The organism is Achromobacter sp. ACM05, assembly GCF_019218915.1.
Taxonomy (GTDB): domain Bacteria; phylum Pseudomonadota; class Gammaproteobacteria; order Burkholderiales; family Burkholderiaceae_B; genus Achromobacter; species Achromobacter animicus.
On the sequence record NZ_JAHUWQ010000001.1, the window covers coordinates 478,299 to 502,646 of the forward strand.

The following is a 24,348-nucleotide window of genomic DNA, read 5'->3' on the forward strand; positions in this document are numbered from 1 at the left end:
ATCAGCGCAGTTCCAGCGTCGCCCCGATCACGCGCATCGTCGGCATGAGCTGGCGCCAGGCATCCTTGGGCATCGTGGCTGGCCGCGTGAGTTGCGCGGCCGCCGGGTTGTCCAGCAGGTTGCCCTTGCAGGCGAACACGATGCTGTTGGTCATGTCGTCGTCGACCACCTCGAACATCGACGAGCCGAACGCGTCGCGCACGCGGTCCAGGTATTCGTGATGCATGGGGTGGTTGACGTGGAAGTTGATCACCAGGATGCCGTCGTCGCGCAGGGCCCGATGGCAGTCGGCGTAGAAGCCGGCGGAACACAGGGCATCCGGAATGCCGCCGGCCACGAATCCGTCCAGCAGGATCACATCGGCGGCGTCCGTCAGCCCGGCAAGATGCTGCGCCGCATCGGCCTGGATGACCTGAAAGCGCGCGCTGTCCGGCGGCACCATGAAGGCGTCGCGCAGCGCGATGACGGCGGGATCGATTTCCACCACCGTGACGCGCGCCCCCGTCAGATAACGGTGGCAGAACTTGGGCAGCGATCCGCCCCCCAGTCCCACCATCAGGATGTCCGCCGGCTCTGGCTTGAACAGCACGAAGCCCATCATCATCCGCGTGTATTCGATTTCGAGCGCATCCGGATTCAGCAGCGACATGCTGCTCTGGATCTCCTGCTGCGTGAAATGCAGGGTGCGCCGGGTGCCGGCATTCTGGATGAAGGGCCGGTGGGGTGCAGCCGGCCCGTCGGAAACGGGCGAATCGGCGGGAACGGGTACGTCGGACATGGGCGCAGGGTGCAAAGCGAAAGATTCGCAGAAGATACCACTGCCACGCCCCCGCGGCCCGCGCCGCGGGATCGGCGTGTCAAAACGGACCGGCGCTCTGCGCCGTACCGCCGCCTCAGACCAGCATCACCGGACAGGGCGAGTGCGCCAGGATCCGCCCGCTGACCGAGCCGCGGATGGCGTTGATCAGCGGGCTGTGATGATGCGAGCCGATCACGATCGCCCCGGCATCGATCTGCTTTGCATACTCGACAATTTTCTCCGGCGTGAAGCCGACAAGCTCGTGGCATTCGTGGCCGACGTTGGCGGCGGTCAGGATGCCGACCACGGATTGCATCGCCTTGCCGCTTTCCTCGTGGTGCCAGGCGTCGATGTCCGCCTTGCCGATGAAGGACTTCACGTCACCGGCCACATCGGGCTCGCAGTGCACCACGTGCACGACGAAATCGCGGTTCAGCAAGGGACTTTCCACCAGAAATCGGGCCGCCGCATCGCTGTGCAGCGAGCCGTCGGTGGCAAGAATGATCGTGTTCATGGCAGACCTCCGGTTCATGACTTCCTGGCTTCGTTGCGCGCGGGCTTGTGCGCGCCCCTTCCGGGCATCACCCAGCTTGCGCCCACCGACGCCAGCAGGATCACGCCCACCACCCCAAGCGACCAGTGCACCGGCACGTGGACCCATTGTTCGGCAAGCATCTTGCCGCCAATGATGACCAGCACCGATGCCAGGCCGTACTTGAGATAGTGAAACCGCGCCACCATGTCCGCCAGCAGGAAATACAGCGCCCGCAGGCCCATGATGGCAAAAATGTTGGATGTGAAGACGATGAACGGATCGGTCGTCACGGCAAAGATGGCGGGGATGCTGTCCACGGCAAAAACCACGTCCGTCGCTTCGATGACAATCAGCACCACGAACATCGGCGTCGCGTAGCGCAACCCGTCGATGCGTACGAAGAACGACTGGCCGTGATAGTCCTTGGTGATCCGCATGGTGGATCGCAGAAAGCGCACCAGCGGATTGCGGGCTATGTCCTGCTGTCGGCCGGCGGTGAACAGCATCTTCAAGCCCGTGAAGATCAGGAAGGCGCCCAGCACATAGAACAGCCACACGAACTGGGACAGCAGCCACACGCCGGCCAGGATCATGCTGATCCGCATGACGATGGCGCCCAGCACGCCGTACAGCAGCACGCGCCGCTGCAGTTCCAGTGGCACGGCGAAGTACGTGAAGATCAGCGAGAACACGAACATGTTGTCCACGGACAGGGACAGTTCGATGAGGTAACCGGTGTAGAACTCCAGCGCCTTCTGATGTGCGACCGCCCGGCCCAGGGTGGCGTCCAGATACCACCACATCAGGCCCCCGAACAGCGTGGCAAGCGTCATCCACGCGCCCACCCAGCAGAGCGCCTCGCGCGAGGACACGCGGTGGGCGCGACGACCCCCGAACGCATAGAGGTCCAGCGCCAGCACGATCAGCACGAATCCCACGAACCCCGCCCACATCGGCAGCGTGGCAAAAGTTTCGACCCGGTTCATGAGAGGCGCCTCCTTCCATCGCGCCGCGTGCGCCACGCAATGGGAAAACAGGTACTGCAATCGCACGAGGCCAGTCTAGTGCGGGGCGATTCCTCCAACAATCCGCATTATGATGACCCGATAGTCAGATTTTTTGGATTGATCAGCCATGGTCACTCTCAACTACAAGCATCTGCGCTATTTCTGGACGGTCGCGAAGGCGGGCAGCATCGCCCGCGCGGCACAGCAGCTTCAGCGCACGCCGCAATCGATCAGCGGCCAGATCCAGGAGCTGGAATCCACACTCGGCACGGAACTGTTCCGTCGCGCGGGGCGCGGTCTGGAACTGACCGATGTCGGCCGCCATGCGCTGCTGTATGCGGATCGCATTTTCACGATGGGCGACGAACTGCTGGACGACCTGCGCGAGCGTCCGGCGCGGCGTGCGCTGGAATTCAAGGTGGGAGTGGCTGAGGGGATGCCCAAGGCGATGGTGTACCGGATGATCGAACCGGCATTGCATCTGGACCAGGACGTGCGGCTGATCTGCCGCGAAGGACGGTTGCCCTATTTGCTGGCGGATCTGGCGGTGCATCGCTTCGATATGGTGATCGCGGATCGGCCGATGCCGAACAATCTGAATGTGCGGGGGTTCAGCCATCTGCTGGGGGAATGCGGGCTGACGTTCTTTGGATCGCCGCCATTGCTGGACAGTCTGACGGGGACGTTTCCGGCGCTGCTGGACCAGGCGCCGTTCCTCTTGCCGGGCGAAGACGCCGCGATCCGGCCGCGGCTGTTGCAATGGTTCGATGAGCATGACATCCGGCCGCGCATCGTGGGTGAATTCGACGATAGTGCGCTGATGAATTCTTTCGGGCAGACGGGAACGGGGCTGTTTGTGGCGCCGACGGCGACGGCGGCCTATCTATGCAAGCAGTATCGGGTGCGTGTGATCGGGCACGCGGCGGACGTGAAGGAGCAGTTCTACGCGATCACGACCGACCAGCGGTTGGAGCATCCGGCGGTGGTGGCGTTGAGCCGTGCGGCGCGGGAGGATATTTTTGGGACGGTGACGTGACGGCGGCGCGCGAAGGCTGGCGCACCGCTGTGTGCGCCTGATTACAGGAACGACTTCGCGTGTTTGAGGACCTGATCGCATGCCTTGCGGGTGAGTTCCTCTTTCAGTCCGCCGCCGCTCAGGTCTACCGATTTGCCGTCGCTGCCGTTTAGGAGGCCTTGCAGGCCGGCTAGGTATCCGGAATCCGATTTGGCTTTCTGCGTTGAGCCGCCGCCGATCTTGCCCATCAGTTTGTCTTTCAGGGCCTGGGCATCGCCGCCGGCCAGGTAGTTGTTTTTCATGCAGAACTCGAGCACGCCGGCTGCGTTGCCGGCTGAGGCGGGGGTGAGCGAAGAGAGCGGCAGGCTGTTGCCTAGGCCTTGCAGGATGCCGCCTTGGGTTGTACCGCTTTGGGTTGAGCTGCCTTGGCTCTCCATCTGTCCCTTTACGGCATCGAGCCACTGGGCGCTGGCGGCGCCTGCGTAGCACTGCGCCGCGATGAGGGCTGCGGCGACGGCTAGGTGGCGGAAAGGGATCTTCATGACTGGCTCCTGGTGCGGTGGTGAGTGCGGCCATCGTAGCGGCGCGCTGGCGCGGATCGGCGTGCGGGCGGCGGGTGTAATGCGACAAATGTTGTGCTTGCGGCCACCGTACGCCGTGAGGCCGTAGCAATTGCATTCTTAACGTCACGGCTTTGATACCGGTGTGATGGGTGAGGGTGTTGAACGTCGGGCGGGCGACGGGCGTGTGAGGGCTTCGCGGTTGGTGATCTTGCTGCCACGTGGATCTTCGTAGGTCGCCCGACGCCGCGGTCACCGGGGAGGCGATCGCCCACGATTGCGGTCCGGAGCCTTCGCTCCGGACTCCCCCGTCGTCATCGTCGTTGTCGCCTCCGGCGACTGCCTTCCGATTCCCTCGGGCGCATCGACGGCGCTCGCCTCCCCGGTGACCACGACGCCGTGCTGCCAGGGTCTTTGGTATGGGCGCTACAAGACCTGTGTTCAGGGCAGGAAATCTGCGGGGCCGCCGGGTTGCTGCCGCCCGGACGGCGGCAACCCGGCATCGGGTTCGTGGGGCGTCGTGGCGGTGTGCGCTGCGCGCTGGCGGGGTGGTGCGCTTTCGAGTGTTGTGCTTCGGTGTGCTGTTGGCCGTCGGCGCGGATGTCTTCAGTCCGCTGATGAGGTTCAGTGCAGGCTGCGATGAAGCGGTGGCCTGCGCCTACGCTACTATTTCGCACTGTCCCCGGGAGGCGGCTGGCGTAGCGCCGCCGCATTCTTGACGTGTCCCGTGCCATCTACTTCGTGAGAATCCTTGATGTCTTCCGTCGAACCCCAAGATGTCTTCGTCCCCGCCGCCGGCGGCCAGCTTTTCGTGCGGCGCTGGACGCCCGCTGCGTCCGGTTCGTCTCCCGACAACGGCGTGCCGATCGTGCTGATGCACGACTCTCTTGGATGCGTGGAGTTGTGGCGCGACTTTCCGGAGCGGTTGGCGGGCGCAACGGGCCGCGAGGTCATTGCCTACGACCGGCTGGGGTTCGGCCGGTCCGATCCGTACAAGGGCACGCTGGGCGTGGACTTTGTGGTGCGCGAGGCTATCGAGGGATTTCGCGCCGTGCGCGAGGCGCTTGAACTGGAAGAGTTCGCTGCGTTCGGGCACAGCGTGGGTGGGGGGATGGCGATTGCCAGCGCTGCGGCTTATCCGCAGTCTTGCCGCGCGCTGATTACCGAGTCGGCGCAGGTTTATGCCGAGGAACGCACATTGGAAGGGATCCGCCAGGCGCGGGAGTCTTTCGCGCAGCCGGGACAGCTGGACCGCCTGAAGAAGTATCACGGCGAGAAGGCGGCCTGGGTGCTGAGCGCGTGGATCGACACGTGGCTGTCGCCGGACTTCGCGGACTGGACGCTGGATCCGCAGTTGGCGCAGGTGAAGTGTCCGGCGCTGGCGCTGCATGGCGACAACGATGAATACGGGTCCACGGTGCACGCCGAGCGCATTGCGCGATTGGCGGGCGCGCGGCCGGTTATCTTCGAGAACTGCGGCCATGTGCCGCACCGGGAGATGCCCGAGCAGGTGCTTGCGACGGTGTCGGACTGGCTGCCGCGCGCCGGTTGAGCGGCGCGTGGTGTCGCGGTGTGATGCGGTGTGACGCGTTTCTGCGCTACAGGCGCGTGACGCGGAGCACGGCGTCGGCAAACGCTTTGGGCGCCTCTTGCGGCAGGTTGTGGCCGATGCCGGTGCCGACGTCGATGTGCTGGTATTTGCCGGTGAACTGGCCGGCGTAGGCAGCGGGTGGCGGATGCGGGGCGCCGTTGGCGTCGCCTTCCATGGTGATGGACGGAATGCCGATCTTGGGCAGTTGCGCGAGGCGCGTCTCGAGCGCGTCGTACTGCGCTTCGCCCTGCGCCAGCCCCAGCCGCCAGCGGTAGTTGTGCACGACGATCTCGACGTGGTCGGGGTTGTTGAAGGCGCGTGCGGATCGCGCAAACGTTGCGTCGTCAAAGCGCCATTGGGGCGAGGCCAGTTGCCAGATCAGCTTGTTGAAGCTGTCGACGTTGGCAGCGTAGCCGGCGGCGCCGCGCTCGGTGGCGAAGTAGAACTGGTACCACCATTGCAGTTCGGCCTGCGGCGGCAGCGGTTTGCGGTTGCCTTCCTGGCTGCCGATGAGGTAGCCGCTGACGGACACCAGCGCTTCGCAGCGCTCGGGCCACAGCGCGGCCATGATGCAGGCGGTGCGCGCGCCCCAGTCGAAGCCGGCGACGACGGCCTTGCGGATCTTGAGGGCGTCCATCAGCGCAATTATGTCGACGGCCACGACGGCCTGTTCGCCGTTGCGCGGGGTGTCGGGCGACACGATCCGGGTGGTGCCGTAGCCGCGCAGATGGGGCACGATGACGCGGTAACCGGCGGCGGTCAGGCGCGGCACGACGTCGATGAAGCTGTGGATGTCATAGGGCCAGCCGTGCAGCAGGATGGCGACGGGGCCGTCGGCGGGGCCGGCGTCCACGTAGCCCACGTCGAGCGTGCCGGCGCGGATCTGCCGGATGTTGTTGAACGTGGGGACGAGGCCTTGGGGGGCCTGCGCCACGGACTTGGCGATCGCGTTGCCGCCGAGCGCGAGGCCCAGCAGGCTGGCGCCCGCCAGCGAAGAAGTGGTACCCAGCAGGCGGCGCCGCTGGACGTTTACCGGTTCCGACATGGTGATGCTCCAGAAAGTCGTGTTGAAGGGGACATGACTGCTGGACGTCACTGTGGCGCAGGCCGCCGGACGTTGGGTGTCGGCATGTACGCGCCGCGCGGGCGGATACACAAGGACATAAAAAAGCTGAAGGACGGGCCCTGGAAGGGCTGGAGGCGGCCGGGCGGCACCTTTACTATCACTGCTAGCCGGCACACCCGCCTGCCGGGGATGAATCCGCATGAGCACTCGATCTGCCGCAACGATGTCCTCCCCCCGCTCGCGCCGCGTGCTGCCGTGGACGGTGGTGATCCTGGTGGCGCTGGGCCTGGCGCTCTACGGGCCGATTCCGCAGCTTGAGCACTATCACGACTTTGCGGACAAGCGCTCGTGGATGGGCATTCCCAACGCGGGCGATGTGCTGTCCAACCTGGGCTTTGCGGTGGTCGGGTGGTATGGCCTGGCGCTGGTGCTGCACTCGCGCCGGCACCCTGCGCTGGACGCGATCCGGCCTGGCTATACGGTGTTCTTCGTTGCGCTTTTGCTGACCGCCTTCGGGTCGGGGTGGTATCACCTGGTGCCGGACAATGCGCGCCTGATCTGGGACCGCCTGCCCATTGCGCTGCTGTGCGCCGGCATCCTGTCCGCCGTGTGGCGCGAAACCGTGGGCGACGGCCGCTGGGTCGATGTGCTGTGGACCACGCTGGCGGTGGGCAGCGTGGCGTGGTGGTGGTACACCGATCACACGTCGACGGGCGATCTGCGTCCGTACCTTTTCGTGCAGTTCATGCCGCTGGTGCTGGTGCCGCTGCTGCAATGGCGCAACGGCACACCCATGCGGGAACGGCTGTACTTTGGCGCGGCGATCGGGTTCTACGTGCTGGCCAAGGCTGCCGAGCTGCTCGATCATCAGATTTTTGATGCCTTCGCGTTCCTCAGCGGCCACACCCTCAAGCATTTGTTTTCGATGGTGGCGGGGCTGATGGTGACGCTGAACTTCGCGCATCGCAAGCGCGAGGCGGATGGAACCGTCCGCCCGTACCCGCCGGCCTGAACCGTTAGCGCTTGCAGCGCGATCCACGCTGTCGTCTGATACGCCCCAATATCCGGCTGACGATGTCGCTGGACCGGCATACGGACTAAAGCAAAAAAGGTAGGCCACGCACCGTCACGGTGGCCTACCAAGGCCGACATCGTTGCAGCCTGCGCATTGCAGGCCGCGCATTGCAGCCCTTTCGTTGCAGCCCAATTACTTCGGCATCAGCACGGTGTCGATGACGTGGATGACGCCGTTATCCGCCACCACGTCCGTCTTCACGACCTTCGCGTTATCCACCATGACCGTCCCGCCATTGACCGTCACCGTCAGCGGGCTGCCTTGAACGGTCTTCACCTGGCCTGCCTTCACGTCCTTGGCCATGACCTTGCCCGGCACGACGTGATAGGTCAGGACCTTGGTCAGCGCCGCCTTGTCCTTCAACAGCGCGTCGAGGTTGTCCTTCGGCACCTTGGCGAAAGCCTCATCGGTCGGCGCAAACACGGTGAACGGACCCGGTCCCTTCAGCGTGTCCACCAAGCCGGCGGCCTGCACGGCGGTCACCAGGGTGTTGAACGACCCCGCGGATTTGGCGGTGTCGACGATGTCGGCGGCCTGCGCCGTGCCCAGCGCCAGGGTGAGCGAAATACCTGCCAGAAGACGTTTCATGATTGACTCCTTGTCCCGTTAACATCCGCGAAAAGCGGGGTTTGCGCAAAGCGGCGTTGAGATCGAAAGTGAACCGCTTGAGGAGAAAATTTACGCGTCGGACGGCTTCTCGTCCATGTTTTGAACCGCTATTATTCAAACTTATCGGTTCAATATCGGGTCAACTAAAACCATGGAATCCAAGCAACCGGATGACGGCCGCGTCACCTACCGCAGCGGCGTGGCGGCGCGGCTGGCGGGACTGTCGCCCGAAACCCTGCGCGTCTGGGAACGCCGCTACAACCTGTCGGGCGCGGAACGCTCGGCGCGTGGCCAGCGGCTCTATTCCGCCGAGCAGGTCCGGCGGCTCAGCCTGCTCAAGCAGCTGGTCGATCAAGGTCACGCCATCGGCGTGCTTGCACCCATGTCCGTGGATCAGTTGCAGGAACTGGCGGGCGCCGCCGCGCACCAGCCCAAGGCGCACGGGCCGTTGAGGCTGGGCGTGGTCGGCGCCAACCTGGCGCGGCGCATTGCCGGCAGCGGACGCGACGGTCTGGACGTGATCGTCCAACATAGCTGGCCCCACCTTGAACAGGTCGCGCTCACGCCGCAGGACACCCGCGTCGAGGTTCTGGTGATCGAACAGTCCGAGTTGCACGAAAGCGCCTTGCCGCTGATCGTGGCCGCTGCGCAAGCATGCGGCCAAGCGGCCGTCGTGGTGCTGTACCGGTTCTGCGCCAGCGCGACCATCCGCGCGTTGCGCGCGCACGGCTGCCTGGCCGCCCGCGTTCCCGCCGACACCGGCGAGCTGCTGCAGTTGTGCCGGTCCGCGCTGGCGGGCGAGCGGCTGCCGACCGCGCCGCAGCATCCGACGCTGGAGCTGCGCTTTGACGAGCATGCGCTCCTGACCATCATGGCGTCCGGTAGCGGCCTTGCCTGCGAATGCCCGAAGCACCTGGCCGACCTGTTGCTGATGGTGGGCAGCTTTGAACGCTATAGCGTCCAGTGCGCGTCCCGCAACGAAGACGACGCGCAACTGCACAGCGAACTCGGACGCGCAGCCGGGCAGGCACGCGCCATCCTGGAAGTTGCGATGGAACGCCTAGCCAGAGCCGAAGGGCTGCCGTTGCCGGCCGGAATGCCGAAGTCGGAAGTCCAAAAGAAAACGCGCTGAGGGCAGGGCCGTAAGACCCTGCCCTCAGCGCGTCGCGCATGCAAAGGAACGAGCCCGGATTCAAGCCCGTTGCCGTTCAGGCATCGGCATTGAACCGGCCGCGCTCCCTGCACCTTAGAAGCGCGTCATCAGCTTGAACATGCCCGACTGCTGGCGGTTGCCGCCGCCAAACTGCGCGTCGTACGCCACGCCAGCCGTCGTGTTGCGCGTGATCGCCACTTCTGCGCCCAGGCCCAGCACGGCCGCGTTCTGCGCAATGGGAACGCCCGACACCGTGAAGGTGCTGCCGCCCTCGAAAGCCAGCTTCTGCGTGGGTTTGACATCGCCCATCGCATGGCGCCAGCCCACCGTTGCCGTCAGGCGGCCCGGCGCGTCATCCGTGCCGATCAGCATGGCGCCGCGCAAGCCCAGCGTGGTGCTCGTCACATCGTCCTTGCTGCCCTCGCCGCGCAGGGCCGCGCTGCCGCCCGTTTCCTGGAAATCGCGCGTGCGGACCTGGTTCCATGCCACGCCGGCAAAGGGTTCGATGGCGTAGGCGTCGCCCAGCGGCAGCTTGTAGCCCAGTTCCGTGAACACCTGCGTCGACGACGCGTTATACGACGACTCGAGGCGCTGGTTCAGGCTGCCGGCCGCAATATTGCGCTTGGAATCGATCTCGTGCCAGGTGTAGGCCGCGCCCACCATAAAGCGCACATGTCCGGGACCGGCTTCGAAATTCTTGCCGCCGAAGACCGTGGCCGTGTAGCTGTCCACGCTCATGCGCGACGACACGTCGGAGATCGAGTTGTGGCTGCCGGTGTACCCGACCGCGCCGCCCAGACGCCAACCGCCGCCCACGTCGCCGTCGCCGCCGACAAAAAGACCGCCCGCGGACTGATGCACGGTGGATGCGTTGCCGTCGCCACGGAAGGTGCTCCAGTTGCCGAAGGCCTGCGCCCAGATCGGCGATGCGCCGCTTTGCGGCAAGGCGTCGGATGACGACGCGCCCAGCTGCGCCGTCGGCCGGCCCGCGCGCATCGGCGCGTCGAGGTTGCCGCGCAGATGCGACAGCGGCAGGGTGGTCACCGCGTCGCCCTGGGCCTGCAGCACGCTGCCGGTGCTGGCGTACGCTTCGCCGGACAGTTGCTTCAGGGCCGCGCGCGCTTGCGCGGGAGACATGGCCAGCACGGCCGCCGTCACCTGGCTTGCACCCGTCGTCTTGCCTGCGCCATTGCCGCTGGCGATCAGCGACGAGTCGGCGCCGGGCGTGACTGGCGTGACGGGCGTGGTGACGACCGGGGCGGATTCATTGCCGTTGCCGGTGCCTGTCGCCGCCGAGCCACTGCCCGTCGTTGCGGAACCGTTGCCAGTCGATGCCGAGCCGTTGCCCGTCGATGCCGAGCCGTTCCCCGTCGATGCAGAGCCGTTGCCCGTCGACGCCGAGCCGTTGCCCGTCGATGCGGAGCCGTTGCCCGTCGACGCCGAGCCATCGCCCGTCGATGCGGAGCCGTTGCCCGTCGATGCGGAGCCGTTGCCCGCCGACGCCGAGCCATTGCCCGTCGATGCGGAACCATTGCCCGCCGAGGCCGACCCATTGCCGGTCGAAGGCGGCGCTTCCTGATCCAGCGCACCGCCCACGTTCGTTTCATTCTCCGAACCGCCCACGCTGCCGATCGGCACGTCGTTACGCGAGAGCGTCATGAAAGCATTCTTCGCGTCATAGCTGAGCGACGGCGTCAGGAACGCGTAGTTGCTCGACACGCCCGTGAACCGGCCTTGAATGCCGCCGTCCGCCGTCAGGATGTTGTACGTCGTGCGCGGCGCGTAGTTGCCATTGGGCCCCACATGCGCGACCGTGCCGTCCAGCGTGGCGACGCCGGTCACATGGATGCGGTCGCTCAGCGTGCTGGTCGGATCGGCGTGCACGCGATAGATCGTGTCCTGGCCGAAGTTGAGATTGCCGTTGACCGTCAGCGTGCCCATCGGCATGCCGTCGTTACCCGGCGAAATCACCGCCGTCGGGTACAGCGTCGTGCTGCCGACTTGGCCGACACCTGCCAGCACCACTTCGCGGCCGATGTCCATCGGGCCGTTCAGCTTGCCGTTGATCTCCAGCGCGCCGTCGGCGATGAAGATGGGGCCGGTCAGGTTGCTGCTGTCGCCGTTCAGGATGATCGAGCCGACGCCCGTCTTCACAAAGCCTTCCGTGCCTTGCAGCGGGTTGTCGATGATGTCGACGAACTGGCCGGCTGCATACGTGCCGTCGCCGACGACGATGACGGGCGGGTTGCCGCCCGTGCCCGCCAGCGTGATCGGCGCGCCTTGCAGGCGATAGCGGTCCGTGGCGAACTGCAAGCCCGACGCACGCACCGGACCGGCGCTGCCGTCCACGGTGACCGTACCCGCCGCGCCCGTGAAGATCGCGTAGCCGCCGCTGGGCAGGGCGCCCGTGGCGTTGGTCGGGCTGCTCCAGTTGCCGCTCGCCGCGGTCCACGTGCCGCTGCCGCCGCCCGCGGTGGCCGCGGAGGCCGCGCCATTGCCGTTCCACAGATTGGTGGTGCTGGGACCCAGGACCAGGTTGATGTGCTTGTCGCCCGTCAACGTCTGGATCGTCGCGGCCGGCGCCGAGTCGCCGGAGACCGTGCCAAGCGTCAGGCCGCCACTCAACGTGCCGCCGTACGACATGATGCGGTAAAAGCCCGCGTTGACCCCGTGCGTGCTGACCTTCACGTTCAGCGTCGCGTTGTTCAGGGCAACGTTGCCGCCCACCTTGATGTTGTCGCCCGTGCCGGGTTGCGTGATGGGCAGTCCGGCGTAGCCGGTTTCGAAATCAAAGACGCCGTTGTTGATCGACAGATTGCCGTTCACCACGAGATTGCCGTTGGAGACGCCCGTCGGCGTGTCCACCCAGTATCCCGGCGCAACGCGGGAATTTCCCGTCACGTTCAAGTCGCCACCAATCGACCCGAAACCCGCCACGGTGCCGTTCGACGTGGCATTGACGTTGCCGCCGATCGCCACGCCCGCACCGCCGCCATTGCCGCCGATAACCGCCGTGCCGCCGTTGACATCAATGCCGCCGGGAAAGTTGGCCGACCCGTCAAACACCTGCGTATTGCCCGACCCGATGGTCAGGTCCGCAGCGGTGACGTTCCCCACGTAGGACGCGCTCAGGGCGAGCGTCGCCGTCAGCCACTTCTTTGTGCCGTATGCCAAAACTTCAATCCTCCGGATTAATCGAGCTTCCTTTCACACATTGCCGATATGTTTAAAAAGTATCGGCAAGTAATAATGCAGCCGGCGTGAATCTAGGGTCAGCTCTCGAAAAAAGGAGGCACTGTATAACGGTTCTTTTTACGTCCCCGTTAATAAACGGGGTTATATCCCGTTAATTATCAAAATAGGTCTACGGCATACGACCGATATTTGTAGAAACCACGACGGACAGGTTATCCAAAGTATTTATATTCGTTGAATGGATACCATCTCTGCGCGGCGTAACGCACGATTTGGATACCATCCGTTGTCCTGCCTGTGCCAATTACCGGAACGCGATTCACCTACGTTTCGGAAACAAAATGACACGACAGATCGGTCGACCATTACCTTTTTGATTAATCCGGCCGGCGCTGCGTGCCCAAGCGAAAAATGCGTTTCAGTCGGCTGATTAATGCCGCTGGTGAAGAAGCCGTACGGATTCTCACGGTTCTGGAGCCGCATTCAGGACACCGCGTGGAAGTGCCGTGCCCCGCCATCAAGCGTTCCACGGACCGCTTCAGTCCACCATTTCGCTGCTCAAGCTGCCGGATCCGCTGCAAGTCGTCCCGGCTTTGGACGGCTCGCAGATAAGCGCGCAGCCCGTCGAACGGTGGCCGTGTCTCACTGCGGCAATCGGGCGTATCCATGTTCTCTCCAACCGCCTATTCCGCGGGTGAAGCGGCGGCCACGGCGTCCGGCAGCGGAAACGTCACGCTCAAGCACACGCCACGCCCCTCGGCGCCGTCCTCCAACGTGACGCGCGCATTGTGCGAGCGGGCGATCCTTGCCACCAGGGCCAGCCCGAGTCCGCTGCCGTGGCTAGGCGCACCGGGCCCACGATAGAACGGGTCGAAGATGCGCTCGCGCAGCGGCCGTGCGATGCCCGGGCCGTTGTCCGACACCACTAACGTGACGCTGTCGGCCGCCCGCTCCACCGCTACCCGGATCGAACTGCCGTCGCCGCTGTACCGGCCTGCGTTGTCCAGCAGGTTGCGCACCAGGATGCCCAGCGCGTCGACCTGGCCCAGGATCTGGCCCGGGACGGCATCGACGGTGAGCTGCTGGCCGCGATGGACGAACGACGCCTGCATGTCCCGCAGGACAAAGCCCACGACGGAAGCGAGATTCACGGGTTCGAGCACGATGTCGTTCCTGTCGGTGCGCGCCAAATCCAGCAGCTGCTCGACGATGCGCGCGCTGCGGCGGGTCGTCTCGGCGATCTTCTGCATCAGCATCTTCGCTTTGACGGGATCGTTGACCCGATATGCCGTGTCCGCGTACACGGCCAGCACCGCCAACGGCGTGCGCAGCTCGTGGGCGGCGTCGCCGATGAATCGCCGCTCGTTCTCGACGAGCGTCAGCACCCGCCGCTGCCGCTCGTTGATGGCGCGTATCAGGGGTCCCACTTCGGCGGGCACCGCGCGTTCGTCAACCGTCACGCCATCGGTCACGCTGGCCTGCGCGATCTCCCGGCCGGCGCGGCCAAGCTTGCGCGTCGAACGGCAGACCACGAACATCGTGACGCTGCCGATCCCCGCAAACATCAGCAGCGTGATGATCGAGCCCAACTCGAAGCGGTCGGCAAGCCCCGCGTAGAACGCGCGCGTCGGCGTCGCGGCAACGATCTCGAAGCGGGCCGTCTCGTCCAGTCCCGCATAAACGCGCCAGGTGTCGCCGCCGAAGAGGACGCACGAGAACCCGATGGAATCGACCTGCGCCATCTGCGTGCGCGGCGCGTCCGTCGACGCCAGCACCAGCCGGTTCGTCACGCGGTCCCAGACCTGGATCTCGGTCTTGCCGATGGACTGGCGCAACAGGAAGGGGGGCACCGGCAGGTCGCGGGTGATGTCCTGCGTCACCGGCACCATCGCCAGAAAGAACGCAACGCTGTCGACTACCGCCCTCAGCTCATGATCGCGCGCCCCGGACTCGGTCCGCGTCAGGCTGTTCCAGTACAGACCGAACTGCACCAGCCAAGACACCAGCAGCGCGCTGAAGATGCCCAGCAGAATCTGCGCCCGCATCGAATTCGTGACCCGGCGCATCAGCTGCTGTCCCGGGCGAGGCGATAGCCTTGGCCGTGCACGTTCTCGATGACGTCCTTGCCCAGCTTGCGCCGCAGGGCGTGAATGAACACGGCGATCGTATTGCTTTCGCCGGGCCGGTCGACGCCGTAGAGATGCGCGCGCAGTTCTTCGGTGGACACCAGCCGGTCGGGATGCCTGAGCAGCATCTCCAGCGTGCGGAACTCCTGCTCGGACAGGCGCGTCGGCGCCTCGTCGACAAAGGCCTCGCGGCGCCCCGGGTCCAGCTTCACATGACGCCAGGCCAGCACCTTGTCGCCCGCCACGCCGCTGCGCCGGAGCAGCGCGCGCATGCGTGCAAAGAGCTCTGTGGGCTCGAACGGCTTGATGACGTAATCGTCGGCGCCCAGATCCAGTCCCTTGATGCGGTCGCTCAAGGCATCCCGCGCGGTGATCAGGATCACCGGCACCGCGTCGCCACGCCGGCGCAGAAAGCGCAGCACGTCCAGCCCCGACCCGCGATGCAGACCGATATCGAGCAGCACGATCGTGAAGGCATGCTCCAGCAGCAGCACCTTGGCGGCGTCGACTTCCTGCACCAACGTCACCGCAAAGTCCAGCTCCTCGAGGGCCAGCGTCAGAGCGTCCGCGAACATCGCGTCGTCCTCGACCAACAGCACCCGCATGTCAGTTCCCCTGTGTGGGCGTTGGCAGCCTCTGCGCGGCGCGGCGGGCTTGCCGCGCATGCCGCATCATAAAGGTCTGCCGCCGGCTCAGGCGTGCGCGGGCGCGGCCAGCGCCAGCGGCTCGTAGCGCGCGCCCGGATGCGCTGCAGTGGTTCGCCGCTCCGTCTTGAAGCGCGCCACGGCCTGCAGCAGCTCCTTCGCCTGCGTGGCCATTGCGCCTGCCGCCGCGGCCGATTCCTCGACCAGCGCGGCGTTCTGCTGCGTCATCGTGTCCATCTGCGACACCGCCACGTTCACCTGTTCGATGCCGCTGGTCTGCTCCGCCGAAGCCGAGGCGATTTCCACCGTCACCTCTTTCAGGCGGGCCACCGCGTCCAGCACCTTCTGCATCTGGTCGCCCGCCGTGGCCGCCAGCGACTCGCCGCCTTGCACGGCGCGCTTGGAATTCTCGATCAGGCCCTTGATCTCTTTTGCTGCCGTCGCGCTGCGTTGCGCCAGCGCGCGCACTTCGGTGGCCACCACTGCGAAGCCGCGGCCCTGTTCGCCGGCCCGCGCGGCTTCCACCGCCGCATTCAGCGCAAGAATGTTCGTCTGGAACGCGATGCTGTCGATCACCGAGACGATTTCGCCGACGCGCTCGGCATCGGTCGAGATCGCACCGATCGCGTCCACCACCTGGCCCACCACGTGGCCCGCCTCAACCGTGAGCTGGCTGCAATCCACGGCGAGACTGCTGCCGCTGGCCGCGTTGTCCTGGTTCATCCGCACGGTCGAGGTCATTTCCTCGATGCTGGCGGCCGTTTCCTCCAGCGACGCGGCCTGTTCCTCGGTACGCTGCGACAGGTCGGCGTTGCCTTCCGCAATCTGGGCGGACGCCGTCGAGATGGACTCCGCCGCGCTGATGATGGTCCCCACCGTCGTCGCCAGCTGCATGCGCATCGTCTCCAGCGAATACATCAGGCTCGACCGGTCGCGTCCGTCCAGCGTGAGCGCCGTGGTGAGATCGCCGCTTGCAATGGCGCCTGCCAGCTTCTGCGCATCGGCAGGCTCGCCGCCAAGCTGACGCAGGATGCTGCGCGTGATCAGCCAGGCCGACAGCACACCGGCCAGTACGGCGATCGCCATGATCACGACGATTGCATTGCGCAGGCGCGCTGACGTCTGCGCGGCCTCTGCGGCCGATTCGTCACTGAGTTTGGCTTCCAGGTTGGCTAGCGCCATCAACTGGTCGAGCCAGGCGTCCTGCTTGGCGCGCAGCTCTTCACGCAGAATCCGGGCGGCTTCCTGCGCATTGTTCTGCCGCCCCGCTTCAAGGGCGCGCATGTAGATGGGCGTCGCTTCCTGCTGCGCACGCTGCGCGGCGGCCAGCAGATCGGTCTCGGCGGGCAGCGTCCCTTCGTCCTCGGCAAACATCTTCGCTAGCTGTTCGCTGGCTTGGCGATAGCGCGTCGCCATGTCTTCCGATCGGCTGATCTCATTTGCCACGGCTTGCGGGTCCGTGTACAGCACGATGTTGCGCACCACGATGGCCCGGCCCTGCACCAGCTCGCGCATCTGCAACGCCAGCTTCAACTGCTGGTTGTTCACGTTGACGATGTCGGACATCGACTTGTCCAGCGTCCGCACGGCATACAGGGACAGGCCCCCAAGCACCAGCAGCGCCAGGATAAGCAAGAGGAAACCGATAGCGAGGCGAGACCTCACTTTCATGGTTGCAAGATTCATCATTCGCCTTTGTTGTGATCGGCAACCGGCTCATGACTACTCGCGCTATTGCAGCGCTGGCCCCACTGACGGGCGCCGCGCCGGCTGACGAGCGCGACTATAGCGAGGCAACAATTAATGAATCGTTAAGCCTCGCCAAGGCTAGAAGCTGTGCCGCAACCCCAGCGCAATGGTCTGCGGGCTGGCGCCGGCAGTCACGCCAAGTTCATTGATGGCGAAATCGTAGGCCGCGTTCGAACGGTTCTTGATCTTCGAGTAGTACGCATACACGGACGTGCGCTTGGACAAGGGCTGCTCGTAGCCGAGCGTGTATTGGACCGCGCCGGTGTTCTCGCCGCTACGGACATAGCCCACCTGTTGCGTGGACGGCCCGGTGCCGTTGGCGGCGTAGCCGACGGACGCGTTGAGGCTGCCTGAACCCAGCTTCTGCACCAGCGACACGTAGTAACCCTTGCGGCGCAGATCGCCGGTGGGCGTCTGGTAGCGCAGCTGCTCGACGACGAGGTTGATCGTGGTGGTCGGGAACGAATACGAGGCGCCCAGCTTGATGGCATCGTCGTGCGAATCGGCCATCTGGTAGTTCCTGTGCAGCTCATAGGCCGCCACCAGCGCCAGCGGACCTTCCTTGTAGGCCGCGGACCACGAGAAGAGCTGGGGATTGCGCGGCGTCGTCATGCGCTCCTGCGGCAGGCCCCAGGTGAAGCCCGCGCTCAGGCCGTGCCAGTCGGCCGACCGGAAATGCAGCGAGTTCTTCTGGCGCCGGTCAAACGAACTTGTGTTCTCGACGTTGCCCGAGCTGGGGGCCGAACCGTTGCCCATCAGCGCCATGTACCCGGCCGTCATCGGATAGTACGGGTCCATTTTCATGGTCGACTCGGTGTAGGCCGTGTGCCAATTGCCCAGGAAGAACGTGCCGTAGGGCGATGCCAACCCCAGCCGCGTGTTCCGGCTGGCGATCTCGCCTTGCCCGGTGTTGAGCGCGATGCCGCTTTCGATCTGGAAGATTGCCGAGAGACCATTGCCCAGGTCCTCTTCGCCGCGCAGGCCGAAAACCGACCGGTTGTTCGTCATGCGCGAGCCGGAGCCGGCATTGTCGCCGCCGCTGATCCAGGCGTATTCCAGTGCGGTGTTCAGCCGGCCGTATAGCGTGACGGATGACTGCGCCGTCGCGCTGCCCACTGCGCCACACAGCGCGGCCACCGCGCATCCACCAACCAGAACCCGTTTGCGCGCGTCGCGGCCAACCTTCATCTCATGCTCCTGTGCTTTCCGTGGGAATCCTGCGCGATGAACCCATGGGCACGGGATACGAGCGACCCCGGAACTGCAAGGCAGCACGCAAACCGGAAGACGATACGCGTGCATGCCGTGCCTGCGCCATTCGTCGATGGTATAGGGTGACGAACCTAATGTCGGATTGCGCCCCGGCGGGCGCCATGAAAACCTAGCCACCGCGAAATTAATCGAGGAGAGTGGCATGGCTTCGCGTCGACAAGTCCTGGGAGCGGCGTCTTCGCTGGCTTCAGCGTTTGCGCTCAACAGCATGTGGGCAGGCCGGGCGAATGCCGGGTCGCAGAACCAGACCGGCACGCCGCTGGCGGACGGCCCCCCGGAAGTGATCTTCTACAACGGCCGTTTCACCACGCTGGACCGCGCCAACCCGGAAGCGGGCGCCGTCGCCGTGAAGGCCGGCAAGTTCGTCGCGGTGGGCAGCGACCGGGAAGTCCTGCGCCTGGCGGGACCGAACACCCGGCTGGTGGACCTGAAAAAGAAAGGCGTCCTGCCCGGGCTCTACGACAACCACACGCACGTCGTGCGCGGCGGCCTGAACTACAACATGGAGCTGCGCTGGGACGGCGTGCGGTCCCTGGCGGACGCCATGGAAATGCTGCGCCGCCAGGTCGCCAACACGCCCGCGCCTCAATGGGTGCGCGTGGTGGGCGGATTCACCGAGCACCAGTTCATTGAAAAGCGCCTGCCGACCATCGAGGAAATCAATGCGGTCGCGCCGGACACCCCCGTGTTCCTGCTGCATCTGTACGACCGCGCGCTGCTGAACGCCGCGGCGCTGCGCGTGGTGGGTTACACCCGGGACACGCCCGACCCCGAAGGCGGTCAGATCATCCGCGATTCGAACGGCAATCCGACGGGCCTGCTGCTGGCCAAGCCCAATGCCACGATCCTGTATTCCACGCTGGCCAAGGGTCCGAAGCTGCCATTCGACTATCAGCTGAACTCCACGCGCCACTTCATGCGCGAGCTGAACCGGCTGGGCGTCACGGGCGTCATCGACGCCGGCGGCGGCTATCAGAACTACCCGGACGATTACGCCGTCATCCAGAAGCTGGCCGACGACAACCAGTTGACCGTTCGCCTCGCCTACAACCTCTTCACGCAAAAGCCCAAGCACGAGAAGGAAGACTTCCTGAACTGGACGTCTTCGGTGAAGTACAAGCAGGGCGACGATTATTTCCGCCATAACGGTGCGGGCGAAATGCTGGTGTTCTCGGCCGCCGACTTCGAGGACTTCCGCGTCGAACGCCCGGACATGCCGCCGGAGATGGAAGGCGAGCTGGAAGAGGTCGTGCGCGTCCTGGTCCAGAACAAATGGCCCTGGCGCCTGCACGCCACGTACGACGAAACCATCTCGCGGGCGCTGGACGTCTTCGAGAAAGTGCATCGCGACACGCCGCTCACCGGCATCAACTGGTTCTTCGATCACGCCGAGACGATCTCGGACAAGTCGATCGACCGGATCGCCGCGCTGGGCGGCGGCATTGCCGTACAGCACCGCATGGCTTACCAGGGCGAATACTTTGTCGAGCGCTACGGCGCGAAGGCCGCGCAGGCCACGCCCCCGGTCAAGCGCATCCTGCAAAAGGGCGTGAAGACGTCCGCCGGCACGGACGCCACGCGCGTCGCGTCGTACAACCCGTGGATCTCGCTGTCGTGGATGACCACGGGCAAGACCGTGGGCGGCATGCCGCTGTATCCGCACGAAAACCTGCTGGACCGCGAGACGGCGCTGCGCATGTGGACCGAAAACGTCGCGTGGTTCTCCAACGACGAAGGCAAGCGCGGCCGCATCCAGGTGGGCCAATTCGCCGATCTGATGGTCCCGTCCCAGGACTACTTCACGGTGGCGGACGAAGAGATTTCGTTCCTGACGTCCGACCTGACCGTGGTGGGCGGGCGCGTGGTCTACGGCGCGGGCGACTTCGCCAAGCTCGACGAGAACGCGCCGCCGCCCGCCATGCCCGACTGGTCGCCCACGCGCCTGTTCGGCGGCTATGCCGCCTGGGGCGACCCGGAAGGCGCGGGCCGCAATTCGCTGGACTACAAGCGCTTTGCCGCCGCGTGCGGTTGCGCCAGCGCGTGCGGCCTGCATGGCCACAGCCACGCCAATGCGTGGGCGTCCAGCGTGCCGGCCTCCGACCAGAAGTCGTTCTTCGGCGCGCTGGGCTGCTCGTGCTGGGCCGTGTAAGGGACTGAATCCATGTCGAGCATTTCAACCTCGCTGGCCGGCATCGCGCGCCCCGTTCTTGGGGGCCACGTTGCCCGCTTTGTCGCCTATCTGGGCTTGTGCGCCGCGTATCTGCAGGGCGGGCTGGTCAAGCTGACCGACTTTCCGAGCGCCATCGCGGAAATGACCCACTTCGGGCTCACGCCCGCGCCGTTCTTCGCCGTGGTCGTGATCGCGCTGGAGCTCATTGCCTCGCTCATGATCCTGATCGGCTGGCACCGCTGGATCGGCGCATTGGGGCTGGCGATCTTCACCCTCATCGCCACGTTCGTTGCCCTGCAGTTCTGGGAAATGCCGCCCGGCCAGGCGCGTTTTTTCGCCGCCAACTCGTTCTTCGAGCACCTTGGTCTGGTGGGCGGATTCCTGCTGGTGATCTGGCAGGACCTGAACGAACGGCGGTAACGGCCTCTTTCGCAGTGCCCGCCGCGCTGGCCGCGCCGCCGGTCCAACGGGCACTGCGCCTTCCACGCTTACCTTGCACATCATGGAACAGACACCCGTATCTCCCCGATTCACCGGCCTCCTGGGCTTTAACGCGGGATACGTCGATACGGCGGGGTTCCTGGCGTTGAATGGCCTTTTCACGGCGCACGTGACCGGCAACTTCGTCACGCTGGGCGCCGCCTTCGTCCACGGCACGACCGGCGCCTTTGCCAAGCTCCTGGCCTTGCCGCTCTTCTGTGCCGTCGTCGTCCTGACGCGCCTGTTTGCGTCCGGCCTCGCTGCTGCGGACACGGCCATGTCGAAACTCATGTGCGCGAAGGTGCTGCTGCTGGCTGCCGCGGCCGCCGTCCTCATCGCCTACGGCCCGTTTTCCGACAGCGACGCGCCCTTTGCCGTGATGGGCGGCATGCTGCTGGTCGCGGCCATGGGCATCCAGAATGCGATCCAGCGCATGCACCTGGGCAGCGCGCCGCCGTCCACGCTGATGACCGGCACCACCACGCAGGTGATGATCGACCTTGCCGACCTCTGCAAGGGCGTCTCCGGCGAGGCCCGCACGGCCGCCGTCGGCCGCCTGCGCAAGATGCTGCCCGCCCTGGCGGCCTTTGCGTCCGGCTGCGCCGTCGCCGCGCTCTTGTACTGGGCGTCGCTCATGTGGTGTTTCGTCCTGCCGCCCGTCGTCGCCGCCCTGGCCACCCTGGGCATCAAGCGCCCCCCGCCTGACCCTACTTGAAGGGGGACGCGCCATACCTTCGAACAATGTCGAAATGCGAACGTTTCCCATATCCTGACGTTCTCGTTAAAGCTCGCGACACAGCGGGCGAATGAGGCATCTTCATGCAGCCAGGCGCTATGCGTCCCCCCCTCTGATTCAATCTTCCAGGTGATTTTCATGTCCCAAGCAAAGCTCGAAGTCCTGACCCCGCAGAACAGCCAGATCATCTTCATCGATCACCAGCCGCAAATGGCCTTCGGCGTGCAGTCGATCGACCGCCAGACGCTGAAGAACAACACCGTCGGCCTGGCCAAGGCCGCCAAGGTCTTCGGCGTCCCGACCACCATCACCACCGTCGAAACCGAGTCGTTCTCGGGCTACACCTACCCCGAACTGCTGGACGTGTTCCCGAACCAGAAGGTCCTGGAACGCACCTCGATGAACTCGTGGGACGACCAGAAGGTGCGTGACGCGCTGGCCGCCAACGGCCGCAAGAAGGTTGTCGTCGCCGGCCTCTGGACCGAAGTCTGCAACACCACGTTCGCCCTGTGCGCCATGCTGGAAGGCGAGTACGAGATCTACATGGTTTCCGACGCGTCGGGCGGCACGTCCAAGGAAGCGCATGACATGGCCATGCAACGCATGATCCAGGCCGGCGTCGTGCCGGTCACGTGGCAGCAAGTGCTGCTGGAATGGCAGCGCGACTGGGCCCACCGTGACTCCTACGATGCCGTGATGGAAATCGTGAAGGAACACTCGGGCGCCTACGGCATGGGCGTGGACTACGCCTACACCATGGTGCACAAGGCCGGCCAGCGCACGCAGACCGCCCACGACGCCATCGCGCCCGTCGCCGCGCCCGTCATCGCCCGCTGATGCCCCACGGGCCCGCAGCCGCTCTCGCAGCGGCCGCGGGCCTTTTTGCTTTCTTCCGCAGCCTGCCCGCCATGACGACCGCCGACATCCGACCCGCTGACCCAGCCCCGCCTTCCTCTCCCTTCGCCTACTCCGCCTTCACGGTGATCTGGGTGGCTACCGTCCTGTCGAACATCGGCACCTGGATGCACGACGTGGGCGCGGGCTGGCTCATGACCTCGCTGTCGCCGTCGCCGATGTTCGTGGCGCTGGTGCAGACGGCGGGCGCGTTGCCCGTGTTCCTGCTGTCGCTCCTGGCTGGCGCGCTGGCCGACACGATGGACCGCCGCAAGCTGTTGCTGATGGTGCAGATCGCGATGGGCTTCATCGCGCTGGCGCTGGGCCTGGTCGTCTGGTTTGGTCTGACCACGCCGTGGGTGCTGTTGGGCTTTACCTTGCTGATGGGCATCGGCACGGCGCTGTCGGCGCCCGCGTGGCAAGCCATCGTCCCAAGCCTCGTGCCGCGTCCTTCGCTGCAGCAGGCCATCGCGACCAATAGCGTGGGCATCAACGTCAGCCGCGCCATTGGTCCGGCGCTGGCCGGGGTGCTGATCACCAGCCTGGGCGTAGCGATTCCGTTCTTTGTGAACGCGGTCAGCTTCATCGTGGTTGTGGCCGCACTGATCTGGTGGAAGCCGCCCGCGGCCGCTGAAAAACGCCTGCCGCGCGAACAACTGTTTCATGCCATGCGTGCTGGCCTGCGTTTCGCGCTGCACAGCAAGCCGCTCAAATCCACGCTGGTCCGTGCCGTCGCGTTCTTCCTGTTTGCCAGCGCCTACTGGGCCTTGCTGCCGGTGATCGTGCGCCAGGTGTTGCAGGGTGGCGCCTTGCTCTACGGCATCATCCTGGGCTGCGTCGGTGCGGGCGCCGTGATCGGTGCGATGGTGCTACCGCCGCTGCGCAAGAAGCTGGGCCCGGACCGCAGCGTCATGGCCGGCACGCTGGGCACGGCGCTTACGCTGGTGGTGTTTGCGGTGGTGCCGCATCCCGTCGTCGCCGGCGCGTTCAGCTTTCTGGCGGGCGCGTCGTGGATCATGGTGCTGACCTCGCTCAACGTGTCCGCCCAGGTGGCGCTGCCCGACTGGGTGCGCGCACGCGGGCTGGCGATCTTCGTCACGGTGTTCTTCGGCTCGATGACCGCCGGCAGCATGATCTGGGGGCAGACCGCCGTACGCGCCGGTGTTCCCACGGCCCTGCTGATCGCGGCCGCGGGCTCGGTCGTGGCGATGCTGCTGACCCGCAAGGCCAAGCTGCAACTGGGCGCCGACCTGGACCTCGCGCCGTCGATGCACTGGCCCGAGCCCCTGATCGGCCAGCACGTCACGCATGATCGCGGCCCGGTGATGATTACCGTGGAATACCTGATCGATCCGGCACGCGGCGCGGACTTCGTGCAAGCCATGCAGCATGCCGGCGCCGAACGCCGCCGCGACGGCGCGTATGCGTGGGGCATTTTTGAAGACGCCGCCCAGCCCGGCCGCTACCTTGAATACTTCCTGGTGATGTCGTGGCTGGAGCACCTGCGCCAGCACGAGCGTGTCACCCACGCCGACGCGGACCAGCAGGCGGAAGTGCGCGCCTTCCACATCGGCGACATCCCGCCGCGGGTGTCGCACTTCGTCGCCCCCATCCCGCAATAACGGGCAGCAGGATGAGACCGGCGCTGCCCGCACACACCGTTACAAGCGAA

At 65.5% G+C, this 24,348-nt stretch carries 20 protein-coding genes; 9 read left to right on the top strand and 11 right to left on the bottom strand.

What is annotated here, in order from left to right:
* Position 1: 1 nt before the first annotated feature.
* The 3 genes from KW836_RS02140 to KW836_RS02150 all read right to left on the bottom strand — a co-directional run bounded on the left by KW836_RS02140 (position 2) and on the right by KW836_RS02150 (position 2,320).
* Positions 2 to 778, bottom strand: a complete 777-nt coding sequence (locus KW836_RS02140) for a fused MFS/spermidine synthase (RefSeq protein ID WP_175185614.1) — start codon at positions 776 to 778, stop codon at positions 2 to 4.
* Positions 779 to 893: 115 nt separating this feature from the next.
* Positions 894 to 1,313, bottom strand: coding sequence for a universal stress protein (locus KW836_RS02145; protein ID WP_175123803.1), 420 nt, complete (start codon positions 1,311 to 1,313; stop codon positions 894 to 896).
* A gap of 14 nt (positions 1,314 to 1,327) precedes the next feature.
* Positions 1,328 to 2,320 (bottom strand): TerC family protein, encoded by a 993-nt coding sequence (locus KW836_RS02150; protein WP_218342325.1) that lies wholly within the window; start codon positions 2,318 to 2,320, stop codon positions 1,328 to 1,330.
* A 148-nt stretch (positions 2,321 to 2,468) separates the two neighbouring features.
* Here KW836_RS02150 and nhaR point away from each other — a divergent pair, with 148 nt between their 5' ends.
* Positions 2,469 to 3,377 (top strand): transcriptional activator NhaR, encoded by a 909-nt coding sequence (gene nhaR, locus KW836_RS02155; protein WP_218342326.1) that lies wholly within the window; start codon positions 2,469 to 2,471, stop codon positions 3,375 to 3,377.
* 41 nt (positions 3,378 to 3,418) lie between these two features.
* Here the strand turns inward: nhaR and KW836_RS02160 are convergent, their stop codons facing one another.
* Positions 3,419 to 3,898 (bottom strand): DUF2501 domain-containing protein, encoded by a 480-nt coding sequence (locus KW836_RS02160; protein ID WP_255595072.1) that lies wholly within the window; start codon positions 3,896 to 3,898, stop codon positions 3,419 to 3,421.
* A 772-nt stretch (positions 3,899 to 4,670) separates the two neighbouring features.
* Here KW836_RS02160 and KW836_RS02165 point away from each other — a divergent pair.
* Positions 4,671 to 5,468 carry an alpha/beta fold hydrolase gene (locus tag KW836_RS02165; RefSeq protein WP_218342327.1) on the top strand — a complete coding sequence of 266 codons (798 nt, stop codon included), beginning with the start codon at positions 4,671 to 4,673 and terminating at the stop codon, positions 5,466 to 5,468.
* A gap of 46 nt (positions 5,469 to 5,514) precedes the next feature.
* Here KW836_RS02165 and KW836_RS02170 read toward each other — a convergent pair whose 3' ends face one another.
* A complete protein-coding gene (locus KW836_RS02170) occupies positions 5,515 to 6,552 on the bottom strand; it encodes an alpha/beta fold hydrolase (protein ID WP_218342328.1) in 1,038 nt (345 codons plus the stop codon).
* A 220-nt stretch (positions 6,553 to 6,772) separates the two neighbouring features.
* Here KW836_RS02170 and KW836_RS02175 point away from each other — a divergent pair, with 220 nt between their 5' ends.
* On the top strand, positions 6,773 to 7,585 hold the full coding sequence (locus KW836_RS02175; RefSeq protein WP_218342329.1) for a hypothetical protein: 813 nt from the start codon (positions 6,773 to 6,775) through the stop codon (positions 7,583 to 7,585).
* Positions 7,586 to 7,780: 195 nt separating this feature from the next.
* On the opposite strand, the gene KW836_RS02180 is transcribed toward KW836_RS02175, so the two are convergent.
* On the bottom strand, positions 7,781 to 8,236 hold the full coding sequence (locus tag KW836_RS02180) for a fasciclin domain-containing protein (RefSeq protein ID WP_218342330.1): 456 nt from the start codon (positions 8,234 to 8,236) through the stop codon (positions 7,781 to 7,783).
* Between the two features lie 172 nt (positions 8,237 to 8,408).
* Between KW836_RS02180 and KW836_RS02185 the strand changes: the two genes are divergently transcribed.
* On the top strand, positions 8,409 to 9,389 hold the full coding sequence (locus KW836_RS02185; RefSeq protein WP_218342331.1) for a MerR family transcriptional regulator: 981 nt from the start codon (positions 8,409 to 8,411) through the stop codon (positions 9,387 to 9,389).
* 114 nt (positions 9,390 to 9,503) lie between these two features.
* Here KW836_RS02185 and KW836_RS02190 read toward each other — a convergent pair whose 3' ends face one another.
* From KW836_RS02190 to KW836_RS02210, 5 genes are all read right to left on the bottom strand, one after another.
* Complete coding sequence (locus tag KW836_RS02190; protein ID WP_218342332.1) at positions 9,504 to 12,584, bottom strand: autotransporter outer membrane beta-barrel domain-containing protein; 3,081 nt, start codon at positions 12,582 to 12,584, stop codon at positions 9,504 to 9,506.
* Between the two features lie 704 nt (positions 12,585 to 13,288).
* A complete protein-coding gene (locus KW836_RS02195) occupies positions 13,289 to 14,671 on the bottom strand; it encodes a sensor histidine kinase KdpD (RefSeq protein WP_218342333.1) in 1,383 nt (460 codons plus the stop codon).
* The gene (locus KW836_RS02200) at positions 14,671 to 15,336 is read right to left on the bottom strand and encodes a response regulator transcription factor (protein WP_218342334.1); all 666 of its coding nucleotides are present in this window, start codon (positions 15,334 to 15,336) and stop codon (positions 14,671 to 14,673) included. Before KW836_RS02200 ends, KW836_RS02195 begins: the two co-directional genes overlap by 1 nt.
* 87 nt (positions 15,337 to 15,423) lie before the next feature.
* Positions 15,424 to 17,046, bottom strand: coding sequence for a methyl-accepting chemotaxis protein (locus tag KW836_RS02205; protein ID WP_218342335.1), 1,623 nt, complete (start codon positions 17,044 to 17,046; stop codon positions 15,424 to 15,426).
* 156 nt (positions 17,047 to 17,202) lie between these two features.
* Positions 17,203 to 18,312: a porin gene (locus KW836_RS02210; protein ID WP_218342336.1), complete on the bottom strand. Its 1,110-nt coding sequence runs from the start codon at positions 18,310 to 18,312 to the stop codon at positions 17,203 to 17,205.
* 343 nt (positions 18,313 to 18,655) lie between these two features.
* Between KW836_RS02210 and KW836_RS02215 the strand changes: the two genes are divergently transcribed.
* The 5 genes from KW836_RS02215 to KW836_RS02235 all read left to right on the top strand — a co-directional run bounded on the left by KW836_RS02215 (position 18,656) and on the right by KW836_RS02235 (position 24,298).
* Positions 18,656 to 20,545, top strand: coding sequence for an amidohydrolase (locus tag KW836_RS02215; protein ID WP_255595250.1), 1,890 nt, complete (start codon positions 18,656 to 18,658; stop codon positions 20,543 to 20,545).
* 12 nt (positions 20,546 to 20,557) lie between these two features.
* Positions 20,558 to 20,986, top strand: a complete 429-nt coding sequence (locus KW836_RS02220; RefSeq protein ID WP_218342338.1) for a DoxX family protein — start codon at positions 20,558 to 20,560, stop codon at positions 20,984 to 20,986.
* A gap of 82 nt (positions 20,987 to 21,068) precedes the next feature.
* Positions 21,069 to 21,761: a YoaK family protein gene (locus KW836_RS02225; RefSeq protein WP_218342339.1), complete on the top strand. Its 693-nt coding sequence runs from the start codon at positions 21,069 to 21,071 to the stop codon at positions 21,759 to 21,761.
* Positions 21,762 to 21,920: 159 nt separating this feature from the next.
* On the top strand, positions 21,921 to 22,619 hold the full coding sequence (locus tag KW836_RS02230; RefSeq protein WP_218342340.1) for a hydrolase: 699 nt from the start codon (positions 21,921 to 21,923) through the stop codon (positions 22,617 to 22,619).
* 71 nt (positions 22,620 to 22,690) lie between these two features.
* Positions 22,691 to 24,298, top strand: a complete 1,608-nt coding sequence (locus KW836_RS02235) for an MFS transporter (RefSeq protein WP_218342341.1) — start codon at positions 22,691 to 22,693, stop codon at positions 24,296 to 24,298.
* Positions 24,299 to 24,348: the final 50 nt, after the last annotated feature.

Bases quoted from the DNA above. Each gene is read 5' to 3' on its own strand.
- KW836_RS02140 (WP_175185614.1), bottom strand. From the start codon at position 778: ATGTCCGACGTACCCGTTCCCGCCGATTCGCCCGTTTCCGACGGGCCG.
- KW836_RS02145 (WP_175123803.1), bottom strand. From the start codon at position 1,313: ATGAACACGATCATTCTTGCCACCGACGGCTCGCTGCACAGCGATGCG.
- KW836_RS02150 (WP_218342325.1), bottom strand. From the start codon at position 2,320: ATGAACCGGGTCGAAACTTTTGCCACGCTGCCGATGTGGGCGGGGTTC.
- nhaR (WP_218342326.1), top strand. From the start codon at position 2,469: ATGGTCACTCTCAACTACAAGCATCTGCGCTATTTCTGGACGGTCGCG.
- KW836_RS02160 (WP_255595072.1), bottom strand. From the start codon at position 3,898: ATGAAGATCCCTTTCCGCCACCTAGCCGTCGCCGCAGCCCTCATCGCG.
- KW836_RS02165 (WP_218342327.1), top strand. From the start codon at position 4,671: ATGTCTTCCGTCGAACCCCAAGATGTCTTCGTCCCCGCCGCCGGCGGC.
- KW836_RS02170 (WP_218342328.1), bottom strand. From the start codon at position 6,552: ATGTCGGAACCGGTAAACGTCCAGCGGCGCCGCCTGCTGGGTACCACT.
- KW836_RS02175 (WP_218342329.1), top strand. From the start codon at position 6,773: ATGAGCACTCGATCTGCCGCAACGATGTCCTCCCCCCGCTCGCGCCGC.
- KW836_RS02180 (WP_218342330.1), bottom strand. From the start codon at position 8,236: ATGAAACGTCTTCTGGCAGGTATTTCGCTCACCCTGGCGCTGGGCACG.
- KW836_RS02185 (WP_218342331.1), top strand. From the start codon at position 8,409: ATGGAATCCAAGCAACCGGATGACGGCCGCGTCACCTACCGCAGCGGC.
- KW836_RS02195 (WP_218342333.1), bottom strand. From the start codon at position 14,671: ATGCGCCGGGTCACGAATTCGATGCGGGCGCAGATTCTGCTGGGCATC.
- KW836_RS02200 (WP_218342334.1), bottom strand. From the start codon at position 15,336: ATGCGGGTGCTGTTGGTCGAGGACGACGCGATGTTCGCGGACGCTCTG.
- KW836_RS02205 (WP_218342335.1), bottom strand. From the start codon at position 17,046: ATGAAAGTGAGGTCTCGCCTCGCTATCGGTTTCCTCTTGCTTATCCTG.
- KW836_RS02210 (WP_218342336.1), bottom strand. From the start codon at position 18,312: ATGAAGGTTGGCCGCGACGCGCGCAAACGGGTTCTGGTTGGTGGATGC.
- KW836_RS02220 (WP_218342338.1), top strand. From the start codon at position 20,558: ATGTCGAGCATTTCAACCTCGCTGGCCGGCATCGCGCGCCCCGTTCTT.
- KW836_RS02225 (WP_218342339.1), top strand. From the start codon at position 21,069: ATGGAACAGACACCCGTATCTCCCCGATTCACCGGCCTCCTGGGCTTT.
- KW836_RS02230 (WP_218342340.1), top strand. From the start codon at position 21,921: ATGTCCCAAGCAAAGCTCGAAGTCCTGACCCCGCAGAACAGCCAGATC.
- KW836_RS02235 (WP_218342341.1), top strand. From the start codon at position 22,691: ATGACGACCGCCGACATCCGACCCGCTGACCCAGCCCCGCCTTCCTCT.